Source organism: Flavobacterium reichenbachii, from assembly GCF_002217435.1.
Lineage (GTDB): Bacteria > Bacteroidota > Bacteroidia > Flavobacteriales > Flavobacteriaceae > Flavobacterium > Flavobacterium reichenbachii.
The window spans coordinates 16287-39444 of record NZ_MUHF01000023.1 but is presented as its reverse complement, the minus strand read 5'-3'; the positions used below and the strand labels follow the sequence as shown (position 1 = coordinate 39444).

At 34.3% G+C, this 23158-nt stretch carries 23 protein-coding genes and 1 tRNA gene; 7 read left to right on the top strand and 17 right to left on the bottom strand.

Features of this window, described 5'->3' with window-relative positions; translation table 11 throughout:
• Positions 1 to 217: 217 nt before the first annotated feature.
• From tnpA to B0A68_RS19425, 5 genes are all read right to left on the bottom strand, one after another.
• The gene (gene tnpA, locus B0A68_RS19450; RefSeq protein WP_035681730.1) at positions 218 to 670 is read right to left on the bottom strand and encodes an IS200/IS605 family transposase; all 453 of its coding nucleotides are present in this window, start codon (positions 668 to 670) and stop codon (positions 218 to 220) included.
• 632 nt (positions 671 to 1302) lie between these two features.
• Positions 1303 to 1566 carry a hypothetical protein gene (locus B0A68_RS19440; protein ID WP_035687777.1) on the bottom strand — a complete coding sequence of 88 codons (264 nt, stop codon included), beginning with the start codon at positions 1564 to 1566 and terminating at the stop codon, positions 1303 to 1305.
• A 29-nt stretch (positions 1567 to 1595) separates the two neighbouring features.
• Positions 1596 to 2408 carry a tetratricopeptide repeat protein gene (locus B0A68_RS24635; RefSeq protein ID WP_051892450.1) on the bottom strand — a complete coding sequence of 271 codons (813 nt, stop codon included), beginning with the start codon at positions 2406 to 2408 and terminating at the stop codon, positions 1596 to 1598.
• Between the two features lie 32 nt (positions 2409 to 2440).
• The gene (locus tag B0A68_RS19430) at positions 2441 to 3049 is read right to left on the bottom strand and encodes a DUF6000 family protein (RefSeq protein WP_035681735.1); all 609 of its coding nucleotides are present in this window, start codon (positions 3047 to 3049) and stop codon (positions 2441 to 2443) included.
• A gap of 255 nt (positions 3050 to 3304) precedes the next feature.
• A tRNA-Ala gene (locus B0A68_RS19425) sits at positions 3305 to 3378 on the bottom strand.
• A gap of 103 nt (positions 3379 to 3481) precedes the next feature.
• On the opposite strand from B0A68_RS19425, the gene B0A68_RS19420 reads away from it, so the two are divergent.
• The 4 genes from B0A68_RS19420 (at position 3482) to B0A68_RS19410 (ending at position 5922) form a co-directional block, all read left to right on the top strand.
• Positions 3482 to 4246, top strand: a complete 765-nt coding sequence (locus tag B0A68_RS19420; RefSeq protein WP_035681737.1) for an enoyl-CoA hydratase/isomerase family protein — start codon at positions 3482 to 3484, stop codon at positions 4244 to 4246.
• 177 nt (positions 4247 to 4423) lie between these two features.
• Entirely contained in the window at positions 4424 to 4600 is a 177-nt protein-coding gene (locus B0A68_RS24530; RefSeq protein WP_165571322.1) for a hypothetical protein, read from the top strand.
• Between the two features lie 31 nt (positions 4601 to 4631).
• Complete coding sequence (locus B0A68_RS19415) at positions 4632 to 5081, top strand: 6-pyruvoyl trahydropterin synthase family protein (RefSeq protein ID WP_035681740.1); 450 nt, start codon at positions 4632 to 4634, stop codon at positions 5079 to 5081.
• Positions 5082 to 5178: 97 nt separating this feature from the next.
• Positions 5179 to 5922 carry a UDP-2,3-diacylglucosamine diphosphatase gene (locus B0A68_RS19410; RefSeq protein WP_035681742.1) on the top strand — a complete coding sequence of 248 codons (744 nt, stop codon included), beginning with the start codon at positions 5179 to 5181 and terminating at the stop codon, positions 5920 to 5922.
• Between the two features lie 176 nt (positions 5923 to 6098).
• Here the strand turns inward: B0A68_RS19410 and B0A68_RS19405 are convergent, their stop codons facing one another.
• The 8 genes from B0A68_RS19405 to B0A68_RS19370 form a co-directional block, all read right to left on the bottom strand.
• On the bottom strand, positions 6099 to 7307 hold the full coding sequence (locus B0A68_RS19405) for a cytochrome c3 family protein (RefSeq protein ID WP_035681745.1): 1209 nt from the start codon (positions 7305 to 7307) through the stop codon (positions 6099 to 6101).
• Between the two features lie 82 nt (positions 7308 to 7389).
• A complete protein-coding gene (locus B0A68_RS19400; RefSeq protein WP_035681747.1) occupies positions 7390 to 7746 on the bottom strand; it encodes a hypothetical protein in 357 nt (118 codons plus the stop codon).
• A 241-nt stretch (positions 7747 to 7987) separates the two neighbouring features.
• Positions 7988 to 8902 (bottom strand): alpha/beta hydrolase, encoded by a 915-nt coding sequence (locus tag B0A68_RS19395; protein WP_035681749.1) that lies wholly within the window; start codon positions 8900 to 8902, stop codon positions 7988 to 7990.
• Positions 8903 to 10183 (bottom strand): MFS transporter, encoded by a 1281-nt coding sequence (locus B0A68_RS19390; RefSeq protein WP_035681752.1) that lies wholly within the window; start codon positions 10181 to 10183, stop codon positions 8903 to 8905. It abuts the gene before it with no gap.
• Positions 10173 to 11882 carry a single-stranded-DNA-specific exonuclease RecJ gene (gene recJ / locus B0A68_RS19385; RefSeq protein WP_035681757.1) on the bottom strand — a complete coding sequence of 570 codons (1710 nt, stop codon included), beginning with the start codon at positions 11880 to 11882 and terminating at the stop codon, positions 10173 to 10175. The genes B0A68_RS19390 and recJ overlap by 11 nt, the downstream gene beginning before the upstream one ends.
• 287 nt (positions 11883 to 12169) lie before the next feature.
• A complete protein-coding gene (locus B0A68_RS19380) occupies positions 12170 to 12514 on the bottom strand; it encodes a HopJ type III effector protein (RefSeq protein ID WP_035681760.1) in 345 nt (114 codons plus the stop codon).
• A gap of 151 nt (positions 12515 to 12665) precedes the next feature.
• A complete protein-coding gene (gene rsmI, locus B0A68_RS19375) occupies positions 12666 to 13382 on the bottom strand; it encodes a 16S rRNA (cytidine(1402)-2'-O)-methyltransferase (protein ID WP_035687783.1) in 717 nt (238 codons plus the stop codon).
• 104 nt (positions 13383 to 13486) lie between these two features.
• Positions 13487 to 14545: a hypothetical protein gene (locus B0A68_RS19370; protein ID WP_035681762.1), complete on the bottom strand. Its 1059-nt coding sequence runs from the start codon at positions 14543 to 14545 to the stop codon at positions 13487 to 13489.
• Positions 14546 to 14781: 236 nt separating this feature from the next.
• On the opposite strand from B0A68_RS19370, the gene B0A68_RS19365 reads away from it, so the two are divergent.
• The gene (locus B0A68_RS19365; protein WP_035687786.1) at positions 14782 to 15372 is read left to right on the top strand and encodes a thymidine kinase; all 591 of its coding nucleotides are present in this window, start codon (positions 14782 to 14784) and stop codon (positions 15370 to 15372) included.
• Between the two features lie 41 nt (positions 15373 to 15413).
• Positions 15414 to 15851 (top strand): hypothetical protein, encoded by a 438-nt coding sequence (locus B0A68_RS19360; RefSeq protein ID WP_035681767.1) that lies wholly within the window; start codon positions 15414 to 15416, stop codon positions 15849 to 15851.
• Positions 15852 to 16078: 227 nt separating this feature from the next.
• On the opposite strand, the gene rpoN is transcribed toward B0A68_RS19360, so the two are convergent.
• The 4 genes from rpoN to B0A68_RS19340 all read right to left on the bottom strand — a co-directional run bounded on the left by rpoN (position 16079) and on the right by B0A68_RS19340 (position 22614).
• On the bottom strand, positions 16079 to 17539 hold the full coding sequence (rpoN, locus tag B0A68_RS19355; RefSeq protein WP_035681769.1) for an RNA polymerase factor sigma-54: 1461 nt from the start codon (positions 17537 to 17539) through the stop codon (positions 16079 to 16081).
• A gap of 149 nt (positions 17540 to 17688) precedes the next feature.
• Complete coding sequence (gene asnS, locus B0A68_RS19350) at positions 17689 to 19134, bottom strand: asparagine--tRNA ligase (RefSeq protein ID WP_035681772.1); 1446 nt, start codon at positions 19132 to 19134, stop codon at positions 17689 to 17691.
• Positions 19135 to 19363: 229 nt separating this feature from the next.
• Positions 19364 to 20209, bottom strand: coding sequence for a hypothetical protein (locus B0A68_RS19345; RefSeq protein WP_123947529.1), 846 nt, complete (start codon positions 20207 to 20209; stop codon positions 19364 to 19366).
• A gap of 38 nt (positions 20210 to 20247) precedes the next feature.
• Complete coding sequence (locus tag B0A68_RS19340) at positions 20248 to 22614, bottom strand: efflux RND transporter permease subunit (RefSeq protein ID WP_035681774.1); 2367 nt, start codon at positions 22612 to 22614, stop codon at positions 20248 to 20250.
• Between the two features lie 180 nt (positions 22615 to 22794).
• On the opposite strand from B0A68_RS19340, the gene B0A68_RS19335 reads away from it, so the two are divergent.
• Positions 22795 to 23124, top strand: a complete 330-nt coding sequence (locus B0A68_RS19335; RefSeq protein WP_035681776.1) for a DMT family transporter — start codon at positions 22795 to 22797, stop codon at positions 23122 to 23124.
• Positions 23125 to 23158: the final 34 nt, after the last annotated feature.

Genomic DNA, 23158 nt, shown 5'->3' with positions numbered 1-23158 from the left:
CACAACGTATTATGGAATTATAATGACGTAACGTAATATAGAATGGCGCAACGCATTATGGAATAATGCAACGCAATATAGAATGTCGCAACGCAATATGGCATTAAAATGTTGCAACACAAAATGGAATAATGCAACACATTATAGAATTAGAATAGTGCAACGCGCTATTGAAAATGTAACATTATAATTAATCCAGCCCTGAAAGGGCGAAAGCCTAATCCCAAAGATAACGTTCGTCATATTCAACATTATATTTGTTTAAAAATGCAGTTAATTCCTGTTTGAATGTTTTCTTATTATGATGTTCTTCCTGATTCTTAATGTATTTTATTACAATGTCTAATTGCGAGGGATTAACAGAAAAAATACCATAGCCATCCTGCCAGTAAAAGTTTGCATAACGATTATCGATCGTTTTTATCCATTTCGATGATTGCTTTTTTACTTCTTCAACTAATTTCATTTGTGTGATTTTTTTAGATAAAAGACATAAAATATGAACATGATCTTTATAACCTCCTACCTGAATAGGGTTGCATTCTAGTCCTTTGCAAATGCCTCCAAGATATGCCCATAATTTTTCTTTTATATCATCGTCAATAAATGGGTAACGTTTTTTAGTGCTGAATACTAAATGCACATATACTTTGTATAATGATTGTGGCATATTTTCTCTTTTTTATTGTGCCCTTTCAGGGTGGTTGTTTTTAATAATGTGGTTCACTATGGTATGTCTTTGTGTGCTTTCAGCTCGTTAATAGCGCGATGCACCATGTTAGTGTCTTTGTGTACTTTCAGCTCGTTAATAGCGCGATGCACCATGTTAGTGTCTTTGTGTACTTTCAGCCCGTTAATAGCTAGATGCACTATGGTGATGTCTTTGTGGACTCTCAGCCCGTTCATAGTGCGATGCACCATGTTAATGTCTTTATGTGCTTTCAGCCCATTTTAAGAGGTGTTCAATTTTATGTGTTTTAGCAACACAGCTCTGAAAGAGCGCAAGCATCAGAATGGTGCAACGCACTATTGATATGGTGCAACATATTATGGCATTATAATGTCACAACGTATTATCGCATCAAAATGGTGAAACACATTATCGCATTATAATGATGCAACGCATTATGGAACGGAGCAACACATTATGCATTATAATGGTTCAATGCATTATAGAACGTCACAACGCATTATCACATTATAATGGCGCAACGCATGGAACGTCGCAACACCTTATTACATCATAATGGCACAACACATTATGGCATTATAATAGTTCAACACGTTATAAAAACAACGATGTTAAAAAGCCTGTCCGTACGGAATTTCATGATCAGAGAAAAAATGATCCAATAAGCTGTTATAAAATGCTCTTTTGTTGTCTAAATACAACGGCCGATTTTCGGCATAAAACTCGTCAATTCCGTACAACTCATCTTCATACTCATTTGGAAATAAAGCATGTTTAAATTCAATTAATTCCAAATCTTCTTGTAATGAGTTTCCTTTTACCTTGTCAATATTCCCTCCTAATTTCTGAATTTGAAGCAGTATTTCTTGTTTCATGTTTTCGTTACATTACAGTTTTCTATTTTCTAACTTCCGCAGGCAATAAAGCAAGTTGGCAAACCTTCAACAACATACAGATTTTCGTCTGTGCCTTCAAAAAAGACATGATCTCCTAATTCTTTATTAGCCTGTTGATTATGTGCTTTTAATAAAAACTCGAGTGCCGTAAAATTTTTCCCGTTATCGGCTTTTAGTTTTGCTAAAATTTCAACCTGATGCTCTTTTTCCTCCGGATATTCTTGAAAAACATTTCTGTCTTCTTCAATTAAGATTTCATTTTCTAGCAAATCAGAAGGTTTTCTGATCCATGCCATGTATTGTATTTGAAGCTCAGGAACTTCAAATACAATTTCATTTGGTTTCCAGTTTTCATCTGTTTTATAAATTCTTTTTTGGTAGTCAATAACTTCTGCATTAAATTCTGAAGCATCATGGTATTGTTTTGAAGAAAAAACCCATGCAGTATTGTCTAATGTTCTCGTTGATTTATTGGGTTGAATTGAAGGCGGTTCTATTGTGCACCACTTTTCGTAATCGATCGCTGTTTTATCTCCCAGTGAAACACTTTTTTGAAAATAGGGAAGAGCTTTGTCTTTTTCATTTTTGTAATAAAATGCATAACCGACACGGAAATTCCAAAGCGCATCTTCTGTTCCTTTTTCACTTTGAGACAGAAGAATTTCAATAGCTTTATCATAATCAGAAGTATTGTTGTACGCTCTGCCCAAAAGGTTCGTGAGCTCATAATTTAAATCTGATGCAGGAAGAGCTTCAAGTGTTTGAATGATTTTAACATGCTGATCTGAATCATGCCATTGCTGTAATTCTGTTAATTCCATTTTTTTTGATTGATTCGGTTAATTAAATATCGTTAATCTTCGTTTGTCAGTGAGTTCATAAACTCAAACATACTCACAAAATTTTTATAATTTGCTTCAAAATCTCCCCATTTTGAACTGTCTTTCAGCTTTCCTCTAAATTCAAATTCAATAAACTTAGTCCAAAGTCCCGAAGGTTCTAAAAAAGGTTTAGAGAAATTGGTTTTATTTTTTTTATCAATATAAACTAGCGCATAAATAGCAGTGTCCTGAAATTTTTCTGTTGGGATTTTTTCAAATCGAAGCTCTTTTTCCAAATACCCGGCTAAATATTCACTGCATTTTGGAGTTGCAAATTTTGCTAATGTATAGCAATAACCAATTGTTCCAGCTTTTCCTGAAAGTAAAAGTGTTCCAATTTCAGTTATAAATTCGGTTTTGTTTTTTGCAAAAATTAGCCAGGAACCAACCATACTAAAACGCCAGTTATCATTCCAAAGTAATTTTTTTATAATGTCATCAGAAGCATCAGCCGCGATTTCAGTAAATTTTTGTTTAAAATCGTTTTGCTCTTGATCCGGCTTTTTAAAAATATCTGTATGCGTCATTAAATGACCATAAACCGGATTAACATAATTAGTTGAAAGAAATTCGGTATCCATTTTTATCAGGCTTTTATTGGTCAAAAGTTCATAGGTCAATAATTCTTCAATACGTTCTTGTAAATGTTCTAATCTTTCTTCATCAGATTCAAAAGATGAGGTTTTATATTATTTTCTTCATCAAGCGAAAACAGGATACCTAAACATGTCGTAATAATATAGTTTTAAGAATTTTAAAGTATAGGTATTCAAAAGTATAAAACATATGCCAAAATAAAAAAACCGTATCACAATTATGTAATACGGTTTTGTTTGTGGAGAATATCGGATTCGAACCGATCACCTCTTGCCTGCCAGGCAAGCGCTCTAGCCAAATGAGCTAATCCCCCAAAGGTGTAGCAAATAAAGGCAATTTATTGTATAAAAACAAATTTCGGGGAGTTTCGGGAGAATTATTTTTCAAAATCGTAACTTTACGAATAAATCTATTTTATGAGTTCAGAAAATTTAAACGGAAGTTTAGAAACTTCTTTTGAAAATACAATTGCCACGGTTCAGTTTGGGCATCCGGCCAGTAATTCTTTTCCGCGTGAACTGCTCGATCGTTTAACTGCCGAGATTAATTTACTAAGCCGAAATGATGCGGTTTCGGTTATTGTTTTGAAAAGTGAAGGAGCCAGAACTTTTTGTTCCGGAGCTTCTTTTGATGAACTTTTGCAGGTAGAAAATGAAGAACAAGGAACTGAATTTTTTTCTGGTTTTGCTCATTTAATTAATGCAATGCGTAATTGCAATAAATTGATAATCGGTCGTGTACAGGGAAAAGCGGTAGGTGGCGGTGTCGGAATTATTTCGGCCTGCGATTATGTTTTTGCAACTCCGGAAAGTGCTGTTAAATTGTCTGAATTGGCAATTGGCATCGGGCCGTTTGTTATTGAACCCGCTGTTACCCGTAAAATTGGAAAGAGAGCAATGACCGAAATGACGCTGGCAGCACACGAATGGAAATCGGCAGAATGGGCACTTCAAAATGGTCTTTATGCCTCATTGCACAATGCAGAAGAATTAGATACTGAAGTTTCTAATTTTGTTCAAAGGCTCAATTCTTACAATCCTGAAGCATTATACGAAATGAAAAAAATCATTTGGGAAGGCACAGAACAATGGGAATCGATACTAATCGAACGTGCTGCAATTACAGGTAAACTTGTTTTGTCTGATTTTGCAAGAAAGGCTTTGCTTCAATTTAAAAAATAAAAAATACTAATAATTTTAACACATAGAAACGTAGTTTTTTACCTTTCGTTAAAGCCGTTTCACTTGCATTAATGTATCACGACGCTTCGGGACTATGTTTTAGAAACTAGTTTCTTTCCATTACCTTTCAGAAGAGAAAAGCCTATGTTTCTATGTGTTAAAATCAAATATTTGAATATGTATATTATTTCCTTATTCCAAAAAGTCGACGTTGCAGCGAAAATTAAAGATGCACCAGACAGTGGTTATCAAATTGGAGTTTTGATTGGATCTTTCATTCCATTTATACTTTTAATAGGAATTGCCTATTGGATGTATAACAGAGCTAAAAAAAGAGATGAAAACGGTTATTAATTTGTAAATTTGCAACCTAAAATTCAAATCGATGAGTAATATCAGAATTACAAAACAATTTAATTTCGAAACCGGGCATGCTTTATACGGTTACGATGGAAAATGCAAGAACGTTCACGGTCATAGTTATAAATTGTCGGTAACAGTGATTGGTTCGCCAATTACAGATCGATCGAATGTGAAATTCGGAATGGTAATTGACTTTTCTGATCTAAAGAAAATTGTTAAAGAAGAAATCGTCGATCAGTTTGATCATGCGACCGTTTTTAATCAAACTACACCGCATATCGAATTGGCAAATGAATTAAAAAATCGAGGTCATCACGTGATTTTAGTTGATTATCAGCCGACAAGCGAAAATATGGTAGTCGATTTTGCAGAAAGAATTATCGGAAGACTTCCCGCTGAAATTTCTTTATTCTCCCTTAAACTTCAGGAAACAGAATCGTCTTTTGCAGAATGGTACGCGTCTGATAATTAAATTAGTCTGAAAGGTTCAAAGTCCAAAGTCTGAAGTCCAAAGTTTAAAAATCTAAGAAGTCTAATAATCTAAGAAGTCTCAAATTCTAATAATCTAAATGAAAAAAATATATTTTGCTTCAGATCAGCATTTTGGTGCGCCGACTCCAGAATTGAGTTTGCCGCGCGAGAAAAAATTTGTGGCTTGGTTGGATGAGGTTAAAGAAGATGCAGAAGCAATTTTTTTATTAGGTGATTTATTTGATTTTTGGTTCGAATACAAAACTGTTGTGCCAAAAGGCTTTGTTCGTGTTTTAGGCAAATTGGCGGAAATTCGCGACAGCGGTATTCCGATTTATTTTTTTGTAGGAAATCATGATTTATGGATGCATGATTATTTTGAAACCGAATTGAATATTCCGGTGTATCATGATAATGCGGCATTTACTTTTAACGGAAAAACCTTTTTAATTGGACACGGTGACGGAAAAGGTCCTGGTGATAAAGGCTATAAAAGAATGAAAAAGGTATTTACAAATCCGTTTTCAAAATGGCTTTTCAGATGGCTGCATCCAGATGTTGGTGTCAGCCTGGCTCAATATTTATCTGTAAAAAACAAATTGATTTCCGGAGCCGAAGATGTAAAATTCCTTGGAGAAGAAAACGAGTGGCTGGTACTTTATGCCAAACGTAAACTGGAAACCAAACATTATAATTACTTTATTTTTGGGCACCGCCATTTACCGATGATTATTCCCGTTGGTGAAAATTCAGAATATGTAAATCTGGGCGATTGGATAGGATATTTTACCTACGGCGTTTTTGATGGCGAAACTTTTGAGATTCAAAAATTCGAGCAATAAGATAAGTCCAAAGTCGAAAGTCCAAAGTCGAAAGTCGAAAGTCCAAAGTCGGAAGTCTAATGTTGAAAGTCCAAAGTTGAAAGTCTAAAATTGAAAGCAAAAAATGACATTAATGTGTCGTAAATCATATTTCGACATTGTTATAATTTCAAAAAGCAAAACCTGTTTGTTATTGTTTATTTTGTCATTGGATAAATGCCAATTTTATGAGTTCTCAAGATATAATTGGATAATTGTTTGCTGTTTGAAAGCTGAAATTTAATTGCTCCTGACGCTTTTTTAGGCATATGACATTCTACACAATTATCTGCTAATAATTTTTCAGGCATTGTTTTTAATGTTGTGTCATTATGTTTTAGACCCTGATGACAGCTCATACAGATTTTAGAATAAGAGGCCATATTTTTTGAAGCATTCTCGTGCGGATTGTGGCAGGTAATACAATCCATTTTTTCGCTTTTAATAAAACATTTGCTTTGAGCCATCAGACGAAATTGGTTTCCGTGAACATCAAATTTTGCAGTATCGTTTATGCTTTTAGTTTCACGAAAAAATTCAGAAAGCTTATCTCCGGGTTTAAAATCAAAACGAGATTTTAATTTCATTCCGTCATTTCCGGCGTGACATAAAGCGCAGGCATCCAGTCTTTGCTCTCTGCTTAATGTTTTAAAACTTGTAATGCTGTTTGCAGTTTTAACGTTAGGATTTTTTAAGTGAAATTCAGCATGTTGTTTTGCAGGTCCGTGACAGCGTTCGCAGTCAATTCCGTATACAATCGTTTTTTTATTGATGATATCTTCAACCTCCATTGACATGAAATTCCTTTCTGTCGAATTTTGATTAACGGTTCTCGAGCTTATATTGGAGCTGTGACAGGCATAACAATCCTTCATTATCATTCGGTCAAAATAAGGTTTATCAGCAGGAAAACCGGGACTAGTCGCCCAATTGTTTATAGAATGATAAAAAGAAACCGGTAGTTCGTATGTATTACCCTCTTTCCAATACACAGAAGTCTGAGCATGTTTGGCGCCAAAAACAATTTCAAAACGATGTGCTTGTACTTCTTTTCCGTTTTTGTAAAGAACTTGATATAAACTGTCGCCGCGTTTTTCCATAACCAATTTAGTGTCTTTATCATACATAAAAGTATGATTACGGCTGTCAAAATCGCCTAGGATATTTTCTGGAATTGCAGGTGCGGTGGCTTTAAAGTGGGAACTTTTTGAGGCCATTTCATATTCGGCCTTATGACATTGAATACAGCTTTCAGAACCGGCATAATCAGTGCCCCGCGGGTCAATATATTCTTCAGATTTAGTACTGCAGTTTGTAAATAGTACTGCAATAAATATAAAGACAAAGAGAATTGTAGCATTTTTCATTGTCGTAAATATACTTTTTTTTGAATAAAGTAAAAATATATTTCAATAATGAAAAAATGATGTTAAAATATTTAGAATGTTTCTAGTTTAATCCTGTTCCATAAACATATTCATCCAGTTCAATTCGGAATAAGGAACCTTCAACCAAGTCTTTAATCGATTTTAATTCTGTCATCGAAACGGCAAGATCAATAGAATTACATGGCGTTTTTAATAGAAATTTATGGCAGGAATATTTCATTTCGCAAGCTTCACAGCACGCATTTTCGATGAGACTGTCTTCTATTAAATCACAGAAGAGATTCAATTCCTGAACTGTAAAATAAAAACCGGTTTCCTTAAAAACCAGTTGTACTTTTTCTGAAATGGTTTGGTTTTGATCCTTCCAATAAAAGGCGATTCCAAAATTGTTGTGATATATCTGTTCGATTTCTCTCATCTTAAAAACTTTTATTGCAACAAATATAAATATTATTTATATTAATTCTAAATAAAAAACCTTAAATTAAATGAAATTTCGACAGCATTGGAGTGATATAAGTTAATTTAGACAATGTGACGTTAGGATTGCAAACTAATTTATATCATAAAAATATATTTAGATGTAAATCAATGTTTTAAGTTCATCGGTAAAATTTACTTCTAGAATGTTGAAGAGGAAGATATAATAAATAAAAGCACTATTTAATCCAATTTTTAATTTTTGAAATGAATTTATCTTGTTGATCTACAAATAAATAATGCGAACAATTGTCAAGAAGCGCAAAATTGTTTTTACCAGTAATTTGCTCAATTGAACCCATTTGTTCAGGCGAAAAAATACCGTCATTTTTTCCGTAAATAGCAAAAATGGGAACGCCAGAAGTTTTTATTTTTTTTAATAGAGGCCGACTGTCAATATTATTTTGTTTTTCATTTTTATAGAAAACCAATGGAGCGTTTTTATTTCTGATGTTAGTTTTAAAAAACTCTCCCGATTCGTATTTGGCGTATAATTTTTTAGAGGCTTTTGTTGGTTTTGGCATTTTAAAATAATTTTCATCACTTGCCAGCTCAAAACAATATTTTCTATATCCAGCAGAATTTTTATCGAGTTTTTCTATGTAAGCGATTTTATTTAATGTTTTAGAATCGCCGTCGTGTATTTTCTTGATAGAATTTAAAATATGATCATACGTTTCCTGCTGTGCAAATAAAGCTCCTGCCAAAACTAAAGCACTGACATTTTTAGGATATTTATGTGTGTAAAGTGTCGAAACCAAACCTCCAAAACTGTGGCCAATAAGCACTGCTTTCTTTAAATGATATTTTTTATAAATAGAATTTAGATCCTGAAAAGCTTCTTCATAAGTAAATTTTGCGTCGTTATCTGCAGATCTTCCTTCGCCTCTTCGGTCGTATACAATTACATAAAAACCATTTTCGGCTAATTTTTGTGCCGTAGTTCCTTCAAATAAAGTGGAGTTGCCACTTGGTCCTCCATGAATAAAAACAACAGCTATGTTTTTTTTATCACCATAGGATTTACTATAAAGGTTTTGTGCCGTTGCAGAAAAAGACAGCGCAAGAAATAAGCAAATTAGAAACGATTTCATCTATTCTAATTTCTGATGATCGTCCATATCTCTTTGAAGATCCAGATTTCTAAAAGTCGGTGATTTTAATGCAGTTACTACAACAGTCAAAAGTGTAACACTTCCGCCAAAAATAACCGAGGTTACAGTTCCCATTAATTTAGCCGTTGCCCCGCTTTCAAAAGCACCTAATTCATTAGAAGAACCAACAAAAATTGAATTTACGGCACCTACGCGTCCACGCATATGATCAGGAGTTTTAAGCTGTAAAATTGTCTGGCGGATGACTACCGAAATTCCGTCAGCCAATCCGCTTAAAAATAAAGCAAAAACAGAAAGCCAGAATGAGGTAGAAAATCCAAATAGTATAATAGATAATCCAAAAACAAATATGGCAGCCAAAAGTTTCTTTCCTGCGTTTTCATACAAAGGCACATAAGCAGAAACGAGCATCGTAATAAAAGCTCCTACTGCAGGAGCGGCTCTCAATATGCCAAAACCTTCAGCTCCAACTTTTAAGATGTCCTGGGCAAAAATAGGCAGTAAAGCTACCGCACCTCCAAAAAGTACAGCTACCATATCAAGCGATAAAGCACCAAAAACAATTTTATTGTTATATACAAAATTTAAACCTTCTTTAAGACTCTCTTTTACTGATCCACCAATCTTTGGATTTATGATTGGTTTTTTGCTGATTTTTGATAAGGCAATTAAGGAAAGAATCGAGAATGCAAACACCAGACACATTGACCAGTGAACACCAATCCAGTTAATGGAGAATCCTGCCAGCGCCGGACCCATAACTGCTCCAATCTGCCAGACAGAACTACTCCAGGTTGCGGCATTTGGGTATGCTTTTTTAGGGATAATTAACGATAGAAGAGAGAAAATAGTCGGCCCAAGAAAAGCACGAACCAAACCGCCTAAAAATACTAATGCGTAAATTGAATATAAAATTACATGAGACGACCAGCCGCCGACTATTTTTGGCCACGTTAATAAAAATAATCCAAAACTGATTACTGAAAATCCTAAAATACATTTTACCAATAATCCCTTTTTCTCGCTTTGGTCCACAATATGACCTGCAAACAATGCCATAGAAACTGCCGGGCTAACTTCCATTAAACCAATAACTCCTAAAGCAAACGGATTTTTAGTTAAACTGTACACTTCCCATTCGATTACAATAAACTGCATGGACCAGGCGAATACCATTGCAAAACGCAATAATAAAAAAACATTAAATTCTCTGTAACGTAGTGCCTGATAAGGATCTGGCTTGTTGGATTTAGTTGTCATTTGTTCTGATATCTTTTAATATAAGTTGTGTTGAAACGTTTCCGTTCCATTCATTTTCTGCTAGAGAATAGGCCAGTTGAAAAAGATTTTGATTTTTTGCAAGGTCGATTTTTTTTCCAAGTCCAAAACCAATTGCGCCGATTCCTTCTGTTTCGGAACTTCGGGACTGTTTTACAAAAAGTCTCAAATGTTCATCTTCTGAACCTAAGGTTTTAGCATAACCTGTATCTTTTAAATCTTTTGACATAAAAACAGGCGTCATATTCTGCGGGCCAAAAGGCTCGAATTGTTTTAAAATCCGGATGAGTTTTGGCGTTATATCTGAAAAGTTTATTTCGGCATCAATCTCGATTTCCGGAGTTCGCATTTCCGGGAGAATTGTTGCTGAAACTTGTTTCTCGAAAGCTTCTTTAAAAGGTTTGTAATTTTCTGCCTTTATGGTCATTCCTGCGGCGTACATATGGCCTCCAAATTGTTCCAAATGGTGCGAGCAGGCATCCAAAGCATTGTAAACATCAAAACCTTTTACGGATCGTGCCGAAGCTGCATATTTGTCGCCGCTTTTAGTAAAAACCAAAGTCGGACGATAATAGGTTTCGATCAATCTTGAAGCGACAATTCCGATTACGCCTTTGTGCCAGTCTTCCTGAAAAACAACAGTAGAGAATCGTTCTTGTTCCTTGTTTTCTAAAATCTGCTGAAAGGCTTCTTTTGTAATTCTTTTATCCAAATCTTTACGGTCGGCATTGTATTGTTCTATTTCTGAAGCAAACTGCTGTGCCTGATCAAAATCGAATTCAGTTAACAATTCAACCGCATGATTGCCATGTTTAATTCTTCCTGCCGCGTTAATTCTCGGAGAAATAATAAAAACAACATCAGTAATATCTAAGACTTTCTTTTTTACCTGATGCGTCAGCGCTTTGATTCCCGGTCTCGGGTCGCTGTTGATGACCTGTAATCCGAAATAAGCCAAAACTCTGTTTTCGCCCGTTATGGGAACAATATCTGCAGCAATTGCTGTGGCCACCAAATCAAGATACGGAACCAAATCTTCAATCGTTTCATTGCGATTTTTTCCTAAAGCCTGAATCAGTTTAAAACCAACACCGCAACCGCATAGCTCATCATAAGGATAAAAGCAGTCGTCTCTTTTTGGATCTAAAATTGCCACCGCATCTGGAAGAATATTTCCAGGTCTGTGGTGATCGCAAATGATGAAGTCAATGTTTTTTTCTTTTGCATAGGCGATGTGGTCTATTGATTTGATACCACAGTCTAAAGCGATAATCAATGAAAATCCGTTGTCGTCTGCAAAGTCAATTCCTTTAAACGAAATTCCATAACCTTCGTCGTAACGATCCGGAATGTAAGTCGCAATATTTGGATAATGTGATTTTAAGTACGAAGAAACCAAAGAAACTGCCGTCGTTCCGTCAACATCATAATCGCCAAAAACCAAGATGTTTTCCTGATTTTCAATTGCCGATTCTATTCTCGCAACAGCTTTGTCCATATCTTTCATCAGATACGGATCGTGAAGATGTTCTAAAGAAGGACGAAAGAAATTCTTAGCATCATCAAAAGTTTCAATTCCACGCTGAATCAAAAGTGTTGCTACAAAATCTTCTACATTTAAGGCTTGCGCCAAATGTTTGATTTTATCTTCAGAAGGTTTTGGTTTTATTGTCCAACGCATGGTTGATTTTAGATTTTAGATTATTGATTTTAGATTGTTGATTTTAGATTGTTGATTTCTGAAATCGTTTAATCTGATTGGTAATTTTTTTTGCCACGAATTGCACGAATTTCCACTAATTCTATTCGTGGTAATTTTTGTAATTAGTGGCAATCTTTAATCTGCGAAATCTGTGGCAGAAATATGTTTTTAACTTTGTCAAAGTTTCAAACTTTGACAAAGTTTTTAGGGATTTAGAATTAAGCAGCTTTCAGCAATCTAAAATCTACATTTTAAAATCTAAAATATTATTTTGCTTCCAAAGCATTTCCTTCAAACTTAATTCCGTCCCAGCCTAAATTGATAAAATTTCTAATGTTTTGATGATTTGTTCCGTTTGGATCTCCCAGAACTTCTTCAAAATAAAAAGCTCCAAAGCACGCTAAAGTTTCTTCTTTGCTTAAATTTTGCAATTTTGCGAAAGAAAATAATTTACATGAACCAGAATTTTCTCCGGCTGCATTATGCTGCGTTCCGTTTTGAAAAGCAGTTGGGGTAAAGTTGTAATTTTCCTCAATTACCGCAATAGTTTCAGGAAATGTTATTTGGGTTGGAGTTTGTTTTACTTTTTCTAAAAAGGCTTGTATGCTCATGATTTGTATTGTTTTTCTGCTTTAGTTTTCGTTTTCTGCCACAGATTATAATGATTAAATTTTTTTTTCTATGGTTTTTTTTAAACCACAAATTACACAAATTTCCGCTAATTAAATTTGCGATAATTTGTGTAATTTGTGGTGATTTTTTTTAATCTTCATCCTTAGAAAATTTACTTTTCTTAGGTTCTTTTACTATTGTTTTTCCTGCAACGACAACGACAATTTCGCCACGCGGCGCTGTTTTTTCAAAATGTGCTAAAACCTCTTTGGCAGTTCCTCGAACATTTTCTTCGTGTAATTTTGATAATTCACGCGAAACGCAGACTTGTCTGTCTTCTCCGAAATACTGAATAAATTCGGCCAAAGTCTTAACGAGTTTATGTGGAGAAACATATAAAATCATCGTTCTGGTTTCTTCGGCTAAAGCCAAAAAACGCGTCTGACGTCCTTTTTTATCTGGCAGAAAACCTTCAAAAATAAACTTGTCGTTTGGTAATCCGCTGTTTACCAATGCTGGAACAAAAGCGGTTGCGCCAGGAAGGCATTCTACTTCGATTTTGTTTTCAACACAAGCGCGCGTCAATAAAAAACCAGGATCGGAAATTGCTGGAGTTCCTGCGTCAGAAATTAAAGCGATAGTTTCGCCGGCTTTCAAGCGGGCAATCAGGTTTTCGGTGGTTTTGTGCTCGTTGTGCATGTGATGGCTGTGCATGTGAGTGCCAATTTCAAAATGCTTCAACAATTTCCCACTCGTTCTGGTGTCTTCGGCCAAGATCAAATCGACTTCTTTCAGAATTCTAATGGCTCTAAAAGTCATGTCTTCAAGATTGCCAATTGGCGTTGGAACGATATATAATTTTGACATAATTAATTTTAAATATTTAACACAGATTGCACGAATTAACACGAAATGATTAAAGTGCTAAAATTTCACAAAAATTAATTAGTGTAAATCTGTGAAATTCGTGTTTATGAGAATTTCTTTTCTACAATTCCTAGAAAACGCTCTGCGTAATCGTCTTTTCCTTCCCAATTATTATAATCTGGTTTTACCATGTTTTCGATAAAATCAACTGCTTCGCTGTACGAATCAAAAGTTAATAATTGATTTAAAACGCGGCTGTAATCTTCAGTGCTGTTTCCGAAAAGATTTTTGGTAAAGGCAATTCGATCATTCAAATCAATATGAAAACCTTTTGCTAGTTTTTCATTTAGCGTTGACGGTCTTGATTCTGTTTTTTCTATAACGACATTTGGTGCTGTTTTAGTCTCTTTAAAGTCAGGAGTTGATGGGGCAGGAGAAACGGCTTCAAAGCTGTCAACTTTTACAAACTGAGCATCAGCATAATTAATTCCTAAATCCTCAAACAGTATTTGAGCCGGATTTGGTTTTGTTTCAATAGTTTCTTTTATTTCTTCCTTTGGCTCTTCTGTCAATTCAAAAGCAGGCTTAAAATCCGGAATTGGATTTAAAATGCTTTTTGTCGTAAAAGAAAGTTCCTCAATGTCATTTTTAGGCTCTTCTATTTTTTCACTTTCTTTCTCCGCTTCTAATTCAATAATTTCTGAAACAATCGGTTCTTCTGTTTTTTCTATAACAGGTTCAATGATTTCAGCAGCAATTGGTTCTTCTGTTTTCTCAGCGATGGGTTCAATAACTTCTGCAGCGATTGGTTGTGCTGCTTTCTCAGTAAGTGGTTCATTCACTTCGGCAGCCTTTTCTTCTGTAACTTCTGGTTCATAAGATGCTGCAAGTTCTATTGTGCCAACTGCAGCTGGAGTTTCTATTGAAGTTGCTGCAGGTAATGTTTCCTCTTTGTCAAAAATTGTTTCTAATTCAGAAGTAATATCACTTTGTCCGATTGTTGGTTTTACAGCGTCAAAATTCTCTTCTACAAATTTTAATATTGCTAATTTTTCATATAATTTCTGTGTTTCAAGATACAATTGATTGATATCGGATTTGTTTTTAAGCTTTAAAATTCGATGTGCAATGCTGATTAAATCGGCTTCCAATTTTTTTTTCATAACTGTTGAAATTATAGTGAATAGGGTATTTTAGTATGTTTTGTAATTGAATGTCTTTATTCTAAATAGAAATCTAAAAGATAATTTTTTATTTCTGTTAATAAGTGATTGCTCATCCCTGATTTGATAAAATTTTTCTATTTTTGAAAAACGTAGAACAGCAATTTTTTTACGTCAGATTATTACCAGTACAAAGTAATAAAAACTATTCATCTTTAAAGGTAGAAAAATACAAAATGTTTCTCGAAAATACAGTAAATCACAAAGAACAGTTTGGTTGGATTGAAGTTATTTGTGGATCAATGTTTTCGGGTAAAACCGAGGAGTTAATCCGCAGATTAAAACGTGCTCAATTTGCCAAACAAAGAGTCGAAATTTTTAAACCTGCTATTGATACCCGCTATCATGACGAAATGGTAGTGTCTCACGATTCTAACGAAATTCGCTCAACACCAGTTCCCGCAGCTGCCAATATTATGATTTTGGCGCAAGGTTGTGATGTTATTGGTATTGATGAAGCGCAGTTTTTTGATGACGAAATTGTTACCGTTTGTAATGATCTCGCCAATCAGGGAATTCGCGTGATTGTTGCCGGACTCGATATGGATTTTAAAGGAAATCCTTTTGGACCAATGCCGGCACTTATGGCAACTGCAGAATATGTGACTAAAGTTCACGCCGTTTGCACCAGAACAGGAAATCTGGCTAATTACAGTTTCCGTAAAACAGATAACGATAAATTGGTAATGCTGGGCGAAACAGAAGAATATGAGCCGTTAAGCCGCGCAGCTTATTATAATGCAATGAAAAAAAGCCAGGGGAAATAGATTTCTCTTTTGACGTAAAACAATAAAAAACAAAAGTTACAATGCAGAATAAAGAAACTAAGAAAAAACAGAATATTTGGTTGTTAATTACAGTTGGAGCTGCATTGATTTTAGTTGGTTTTATTCAGTTTTATTTTTACAAAAATGTTGATACTGTAAAAACAGAAATCTCTGAGTTAGTAGATAAATACAATAAAAACTGCCCTTTGGTAATTCAGGAAGGAATTCGTCTGGATAGCGTCAATCTGCCTGAAACCCAGATTGCACAATACAATTTGACATTGCTTAATGTCGAAAAAGAAACGGCAGAGGTGAACGTGATAAAAGAAGAAATCGAAAAAAGTCTGATAAGTACTGCCAAAGCAAATCCAGGACTTCAGGTTTTTAGAGAAAATGACTTTATATTGGTCTACAGTTACTCCGACAAAAAGAAAGCGTTTTTGTTTAATGTGAAAATATTACCGGATCAGTATAAATAATTGAACGGATATAATGTTGGTAAACCCGACAGGTTTTTTGAAACCTGTCGGGTTTGTTCTTTAAAATCAAATGGTAATTTGGGCGTATAAACTGGACTGAAGTCCAGTTTAATAATGAATATGGATGTTTTTATATTAGGAAAAGCAAAAAAAACAGCCCCGATAAACTTTCGTTTGTCGGGGCATTTCTTAAAATAAACTTATATTTCTTATATGGTTGAAAAAAACTAAATCTTCTTTCTCATTCTCGCAACTGGTATATCTAGTTGTTCTCTATATTTTGCAATAGTTCTTCTTGCAATTGGATATCCTTTTTCTTTTAAGATTTCGGCCAATTGATCGTCTGGAAGCGGTTTCTTTTTATCTTCTTCCTCAATCGTGTTTTTAAGAATCTTTTTGATTTCTAAAGTCGAAACATCTTCTCCCTGATCATTTTTCATCGCTTCAGAGAAAAATTCCTTGATTAGTTTTGTTCCGTATGGCGTTTCAACATATTTGCTGTTGGCCACACGCGAAATCGTCGAAATATCCAAACCAACCATATCGGCAATGTCTTTTAAGATCATTGGTTTTAGCTTGGTTTCGTCGCCGTCTAAGAAAAATTCTTCCTGATAATGCATAATCGCATTCATCGTTACAAAAAGCGTTTCCTGACGCTGTCTGATCGCATCAATAAACCATTTAGCCGAATCCAGTTTTTGTTTAATAAACTGAACGGCATCTTTTTGTGCCGATGATTTATCACGAGAATCTTTGTAGGTCTGCATCATTTCCTGATAATCTTTAGAAACGTGCAAAGACGGAGCATTTCTTCCGTTTAAGGTCAACTCCAGTTCGCCGTCAATAATTCTGATGGCAAAATCAGGAACCACATTCTCGGTAACTTTATTGTTTCCGGTGTATGATCCTCCCGGTTTTGGGTTCAATCTTTCAATTTCGTGAATCGCTTTTTTAAGCTGTTCGTTCGAAACACCGTATTTTTGAAGCAGTTTATCGTAATGTTTTTTGGTAAAAGCATCAAACTGATTTTCGATAATATCAATCGCCAGATCAACGTATTCTGTCGGCGTTTTATGCTTCAATTGCAATAGTAAGCATTCCTGCAAGTCACGCGCGCCAACGCCCGAAGGTTCGAGTTCGTGAATAACATGAAGCATTTTTTCGACCATTGCGTCATCAGTATAAATTCCCTGAGTAAAAGCCATGTCGTCTACAATATCCGGAACGCTTCTGCGGATGTAACCCATGTCATCAATACTTCCCACAAGGAATTCAGCGATTTCACGCTCTTGGTCATTCAGGATAAAAGTATTCAGCTGATTGATCAAATCCTGATGAAAACTAATTGGAGAAGCAAAAGGCGTTTCGCGTTCTTCGTCTTCGCTATAATTATTAACCTGAGTTTTGTAATCTGGAGTATCGTCGTCGCTTAAGTATTCGTCAATATTAATGTCGTCTGCTTCAATTCTGTCTGATTCAGCATCATCATAATCGTCATATTCTTCATTAGCGAATTCATCGGCTTCGTATTCGTCTTCTTTTCCAGCTTCCAAAGCCGGATTTTCGTTCATTTCTTCTAATAAACGCTGTTCAAAAGCTTGCGTTGGCAATTGAATTAACTTCATCAGCTGTATTTGCTGTGGAGATAATTTTTGGGATAATTTTAAATTTAAAAATTGCTTTAGCATTTGATTTTGTTAAAAGTTTCAAGTTTCAAGTTTCAGGTTGCAGAACGTGCTACAACTTGAAACTTGAAACCTGAAACAAATATTATTATTTTAGTTCGAGCTCCAATAACTTGAAACCTGAAACTTGAAACTTTTTTAAACTAAATCGATTAAAACTCCGCACTTCCAGGAGTTCTCGGGAAAGGAATTACGTCTCTAATGTTTGTCATACCTGTAACAAACAATACCAAACGCTCAAATCCTAAACCGAAACCAGCATGCGTTGCAGAACCAAATCTTCTCGTGTCTAAATACCAGTATAATTCTTCTTCGTCGATTTCTAAGGCTTTCATTTTTTCAACCAAAACATCGTAACGCTCTTCTCTTTCAGAACCACCAACGATTTCTCCAATTCCTGGGAAAAGGATATCCATTGCACGAACCGTTTCTCTTCCTGGTTCTGTGTTGTCGTTCAAACGCATGTAAAACGCTTTAATGTTTGCTGGGTAATCAAACAAAATTACCGGACATTTAAAGTGTTTTTCCACCAAGTAACGCTCGTGTTCTGACTGTAAATCAGCTCCCCATTCGTTGATGATATATTGAAATTTTTTCTTTTTATTTGGAGTTGAATCTCTTAAAATATCAATTGCTTCAGTATAAGAAACACGTTTGAAGTTGTTCTCCAAAACAAAGTTCAATTTCTCCAACAACGCCATTTCACTTCTGTCTGCTTGTGGTTTTGATTTTTCTTCTTCTAAAAGTCTTCCTTCCAGGAATTTCAAATCATCCTGACAATTGTCTAACGCATATTTAATTACGTACTGAATAAAATCTTCAGCCAAATCCATGTTGTCATCAAGGTCATTGAAAGCAACTTCCGGCTCAATCATCCAGAACTCTGCCAAGTGACGAGAAGTATTAGAATTTTCAGCTCTAAAAGTTGGTCCAAAAGTATAAATCTGACCCAAAGCCATCGCAAAAGTTTCCCCTTCTAATTGTCCAGAAACCGTTAAGTTTGTATGTTTTCCGAAGAAATCTTTTTTGAAATCAATGTTTCCTTCTTCATTTTTTGGCAAATTATCCAAAGGCAATGAAGTTACCTGAAACATTTCTCCTGCACCTTCAGCATCAGCTCCCGTGATAATTGGCGTATTTACATACACAAATCCTTTTTCCTGAAAATATTTATGAACCGCAAATGACAATACCGAACGCACACGCATAATTGCTCCAAAAGCATTTGTACGAACGCGTAAATGTGCATTTTCACGTAAAAATTCCAATGAGTGTTTCTTTGGCTGCATTGGGAATTTCTCTGCATCAGAATCTCCAAGAATTTCAATTTTTGAAACTTGAATTTCATATTTCTGACCAGCACCTTTACTCTCTACCAAAGTTCCAATTACTGAAACCGCAGCTCCAGTCGTGATTCTTTTTAAAGTTTCTTCCGGTGTATTTTCAAAATCAACAACACATTGTATATTATTAATGGTAGAACCGTCGTTAAGCGCGATGAACTGATTATTTCTAAAAGTTCTCACCCATCCTTTTGCATTAACCTCCTGAAGCGTCGTCGTACTGTTTAATAAGTCTTTAACCTTTGTGTGTTTCATTTTATATATAATATTGAAATTAAATTATTGTTGTGTAATAACTGCAAATATAAACGATAATAATTAATTTTTGAAGCTGTTTCCTGCTATCCGCTATATCTTTTTCTTGCTAAAGGAGCAAGAAAAAGGATGTCGCTTCTATCAGGGCTAGGGCACTCGTTTTTATAAGAACCATTTTTGGGCGAAGTTGTCATTCCGCGGAACGAGGAATCGAACTAGTATTCTACAATTAAGAAAACACCAATTGGTCTTTTACTTCCTTAGGAATTTGATCTTTCTCTTCTATTTTTTCGTAAATGCTTAATGCCTTCTTTTTCATTTTGTCATCTTTCTTTTCTTCGGAGACTTTTAAAAGAGACAAAGAATAATAAACTTTAAAATTGAAATCTTTTTTATATGAAGAATAAACTTTCTCTAAGTTTTCCAAAGCCTCATTGTGCCTATTATTCATTGAAAGTAAAATTCCTTGTAAATAAATCACATCATCCTTTAATTTTGGATTTATGATTTTGTATTTTTCAACCGCAATATTTATATTTTCTAATCCTTTTTCGTAATCTCCTAAAATAGGTGAAGTAAGTGCAAACCCATAATAGCCCTCGGGACTTTCTGGCAATAGTTTGATTATTTCAGTGTATTTTTTTCTAGCAATTTTGATAGTTTTTTCATTGCCATATCTTAAGCATTCTGCTGCTAAGTTGGTTTTAAATTCAATCGATTTTTTAAATACACTATCTGCAGCAATATAAAGAGGCAGAGCTTTTGGGTCATTTAACAGTCTTAAAGTGTAACCTGTAAAAAATAATGCATCACAAAATGTCGTATCTTTTTTATAAGCACTAAAGAAACAAGACATGGTTTTTTCAAGATATTTTTTATTTAAAGAACTATTTAGATATAGTGTTTCTATTCCTACATTAAATAATTTTAAAGCCTCAGGATTCTCAGATTTGCAGTATAAATTTTTTCCCTCAAAATAATTTTGAGAAGACATTAAGTTTAGATTCGCAACATAATTTTGAGAGAATGTTGAGTTGATATTCAATATAAGAATTAACAGGATTATTTTTTTCATACTTGTGAATGACTTTTGTTCGTGTGCTTTACTGAAACTTACTTATCCAATCCCTCCAATTCCTCTTTCTTAGTTTTCTTCTTCTCAAAAGTCAAAACCAGTGAAGGCAATACAACTAAATTTGCAAACATCGCAAAAGCCAAAGTGCAAGAAATCAATCCTCCAAGCGCAATGGTACCGCTAAAGCTTGAAAGTGTAAAAGTGGCAAAACCTAAAATTAAAACTACAGATGTATAAAAAGTACTAATTCCGGTTTCTCTTAATGCACTGAAAACAGATTTTTTAACTTTTCCGTTACTTTGAAGTAAATCGTGTCGATACTTCGCCATAAACTGAATTGCATTATCTACTGAAATTCCAAAAGCAATGCTAAATACTAAAATTGTAGAAGGTTTTAGCGGAATTCCAAGATAGCCCATTAATCCTGAGGTAATGCAAAGTGGTAAAATGTTTGTAATAACAGAAGCCAAAACCATTTTGAAAGAACGGAATAAATACAAAATTAAAACTGCAATAGTCAAAATTGCAAAAATCAAGGACTCGATTAAGTTGTCTACCAAATATGAAGTTCCTTTCTGGAAAACCAATGCTTTTCCGGTAACGGTAACCTCAAAACGATCTTTAGGAAAAATTTCATCAATTTTAGAATGTAATTTTTTCTCCACTTTTGCCATTTCATCGGTTCCGATGTCTTTCATAAAAGTCGTAATTCTCGCGTATTGTCCGGTAGAATCAACATAAGCTTTCATCAAATTTTCTTTGCTGTTTTTCGTTGCATTCTTCGCATAACCTAAAATAAAAGTCTGTTCCTGAGAAGTCGGCAATTGATAATATTCTGGTTTTCCGTTGTAAAAAGCCTGCTTTGCATATTTTACCAAATTAACAACAGAAACCGGCTTAGATAATTCTGGCATTTCTTCAATAGTACTTTGCAGTTCATCCATTTTACGCATCGTCGACAGCTTCATGACACCTTTTTTATGTTTGGTGTCAATCATAATTTCGAGTGGCATTACACCGTTAAACTCTTTTTCGTAAAAAATAATATCTTTAAAAAACGAAGCGCTTTTTGGCATTTCACCAATTAAACTTCCGGAAACTTTCATTTGTGAAACTCCAATTACACTAAAAACTAAAAGCAGTCCGTAAATAATATAAACCGTTTTTCTTTTATTTTTAACTACGTTTTCAACCCCATTCAATAAAGTCGAAATATAAGTTTTAGTCAAATGATATAAATGTTTTTCTTTTGGCAGCGGCAGGAAACTATAAACAATTGGCACAATAAAAAGTGTCAGTAAATAAACAGAAATCACATTAATAGATGTTACCAGACCAAATTCAAAAAGCAAATCATTTCCGGTAATCATAAACGTTGCAAAACCAATTGCAGTGGTCAAATTCGTCATCAAAGTTGCAACTCCAATTTTAGAAATAACACGCTGTAAAGCTTTTGCCTGATTGTTGTGCAGTTTGATTTCCTGCTGATATTTATTAATCAGGAAAATACAGTTGGTGATACCGATTACAATAATAAGCGGCGGAATAATTGCTGTTAAAATCGTGATTTTATAACCAAATAATCCGAGTGTTCCAAACGACCAGATTACACCCACAATTAAAATACAAATCGAAATAAAAGTGGCTCTGAAAGAACGAAAAAAGAAAAAGAAAATCAGAGAAACAGTAAGCAAAGCTGCACCAATAAAAAGACCAATTTCGCCTTTCATATTATCTGCATTGATCGTTCTGATGTAAGGCATTCCCGAAACGCGAAGATCAACTCCGGTTGTTTTTTCGAATTTATCGATTTTTGGAACTAAGTTTTCAAGAATAAAAGTCTTTCTTTCGGCAGTATTTACTAAATCTTTGTTGATGTAAATCGCAGAACGAACACTGCCGCTTTCTTTGTTAAATAATAATCCTTCGTAAAAAGGCAGATTGTGAAACAAATCATACTGAACACTTTTTAAATAAGCAGGATCCAGCGTTTTACTTTGATCTATAAACGGAGCTAAAATAAATTTTTGGTTTACAGTATCTTTTTCTAATTTTTTTAAATCATTTAAGGAAACTACCAAATCTACTTCTTTCGATTTTTTTAAACCGGTCATCAATTCATTCCAGGCAGCGTAATTTTTTGGAGTAAAAAACTTTGGGTCTTTAAAACCTATAACCACAAGATTACCTTCTTCGCCAAATTTGGATAAGAATTTCTGATATTCTTTATTTGCAATATGATCTTTAGGAAGCAGATTTGCTTCTGTATAAGTCATAGAAAGGTTTTTCCATTGAAAAGCAAGGAATATTGTTAAAGCAGAAAGCACAATTAGTATTGTTATTCTGTTTTTAAGTATAATTCGGGCAAGTTTTTCCCAAAATCCAACTTGAATCGTGTTTTTCATAAAATCTTTAAAAATGGATGCAAATGTAGTGAAAAGCGCTAAGAATCATAAACAATCGCTTTGGTTTTTACCGTATCTTAACACAAATTTACAATACAGTTTTTAAGAATTTTTTGACGAATTAATAATTTCTCCATTAGGTTTTCTCATATTTGCAGTTAATTTAAAAATGAAACGAAAATGAATTGGATTTTATTAATTATTGCAGGCCTTTTTGAAGTTGGATTTGCATCATGTTTAGGAAAAGCGAAGGAAACATCAGGACTTGCATCAACTTATTGGATGATTGGTTTTTTTGTTTGTCTTTCAATTAGTATGATTTTACTATATAAAGCAACTCAGGTTTTGCCAATAGGCACTGCGTATGCTGTTTGGACAGGAATTGGCGCAGTTGGAACTGTTTTGGTGGGAATTTTTATTTTTAAAGAACCTGCCGCTTTTTGGAGAATATTTTTTCTAACGACTTTAATCGCTTCAATTATTGGGCTTAAGTTTGTTTCCAGCCATTAGGATTTACTAACCGAGAAAATAAATTTTTAATATA

What these genes read in the sequence shown, in the direction of transcription:
- B0A68_RS19395 (WP_035681749.1), bottom strand. Translation starts at nt 8,902, where the DNA reads ATGAAATCGTTTCTAATTTGCTTATTTCTTGCGCTGTCTTTTTCTGCA.
- asnS (WP_035681772.1), bottom strand. Translation starts at nt 19,134, where the DNA reads ATGAAACACACAAAGGTTAAAGACTTATTAAACAGTACGACGACGCTT.
- B0A68_RS19380 (WP_035681760.1), bottom strand. Translation starts at nt 12,514, where the DNA reads ATGAGCATACAAGCCTTTTTAGAAAAAGTAAAACAAACTCCAACCCAA.
- B0A68_RS24530 (WP_165571322.1), top strand. Translation starts at nt 4,424, where the DNA reads ATGTATATTATTTCCTTATTCCAAAAAGTCGACGTTGCAGCGAAAATT.
- B0A68_RS19365 (WP_035687786.1), top strand. Translation starts at nt 14,782, where the DNA reads ATGTTTCTCGAAAATACAGTAAATCACAAAGAACAGTTTGGTTGGATT.
- recJ (WP_035681757.1), bottom strand. Translation starts at nt 11,882, where the DNA reads ATGCGTTGGACAATAAAACCAAAACCTTCTGAAGATAAAATCAAACAT.
- B0A68_RS19400 (WP_035681747.1), bottom strand. Translation starts at nt 7,746, where the DNA reads ATGAGAGAAATCGAACAGATATATCACAACAATTTTGGAATCGCCTTT.
- B0A68_RS19360 (WP_035681767.1), top strand. Translation starts at nt 15,414, where the DNA reads ATGCAGAATAAAGAAACTAAGAAAAAACAGAATATTTGGTTGTTAATT.
- B0A68_RS24635 (WP_051892450.1), bottom strand. Translation starts at nt 2,408, where the DNA reads ATGGAATTAACAGAATTACAGCAATGGCATGATTCAGATCAGCATGTT.
- B0A68_RS19440 (WP_035687777.1), bottom strand. Translation starts at nt 1,566, where the DNA reads ATGAAACAAGAAATACTGCTTCAAATTCAGAAATTAGGAGGGAATATT.
- B0A68_RS19370 (WP_035681762.1), bottom strand. Translation starts at nt 14,545, where the DNA reads ATGAAAAAAAAATTGGAAGCCGATTTAATCAGCATTGCACATCGAATT.
- B0A68_RS19410 (WP_035681742.1), top strand. Translation starts at nt 5,179, where the DNA reads ATGAAAAAAATATATTTTGCTTCAGATCAGCATTTTGGTGCGCCGACT.
- tnpA (WP_035681730.1), bottom strand. Translation starts at nt 670, where the DNA reads ATGCCACAATCATTATACAAAGTATATGTGCATTTAGTATTCAGCACT.
- B0A68_RS19430 (WP_035681735.1), bottom strand. Translation starts at nt 3,049, where the DNA reads ATGGATACCGAATTTCTTTCAACTAATTATGTTAATCCGGTTTATGGT.
- B0A68_RS19345 (WP_123947529.1), bottom strand. Translation starts at nt 20,209, where the DNA reads ATGAAAAAAATAATCCTGTTAATTCTTATATTGAATATCAACTCAACA.
- B0A68_RS19390 (WP_035681752.1), bottom strand. Translation starts at nt 10,183, where the DNA reads ATGACAACTAAATCCAACAAGCCAGATCCTTATCAGGCACTACGTTAC.
- B0A68_RS19335 (WP_035681776.1), top strand. Translation starts at nt 22,795, where the DNA reads ATGAATTGGATTTTATTAATTATTGCAGGCCTTTTTGAAGTTGGATTT.
- B0A68_RS19415 (WP_035681740.1), top strand. Translation starts at nt 4,632, where the DNA reads ATGAGTAATATCAGAATTACAAAACAATTTAATTTCGAAACCGGGCAT.
- rsmI (WP_035687783.1), bottom strand. Translation starts at nt 13,382, where the DNA reads ATGTCAAAATTATATATCGTTCCAACGCCAATTGGCAATCTTGAAGAC.
- B0A68_RS19340 (WP_035681774.1), bottom strand. Translation starts at nt 22,614, where the DNA reads ATGAAAAACACGATTCAAGTTGGATTTTGGGAAAAACTTGCCCGAATT.
- B0A68_RS19405 (WP_035681745.1), bottom strand. Translation starts at nt 7,307, where the DNA reads ATGAAAAATGCTACAATTCTCTTTGTCTTTATATTTATTGCAGTACTA.
- rpoN (WP_035681769.1), bottom strand. Translation starts at nt 17,539, where the DNA reads ATGCTAAAGCAATTTTTAAATTTAAAATTATCCCAAAAATTATCTCCA.
- B0A68_RS19420 (WP_035681737.1), top strand. Translation starts at nt 3,482, where the DNA reads ATGAGTTCAGAAAATTTAAACGGAAGTTTAGAAACTTCTTTTGAAAAT.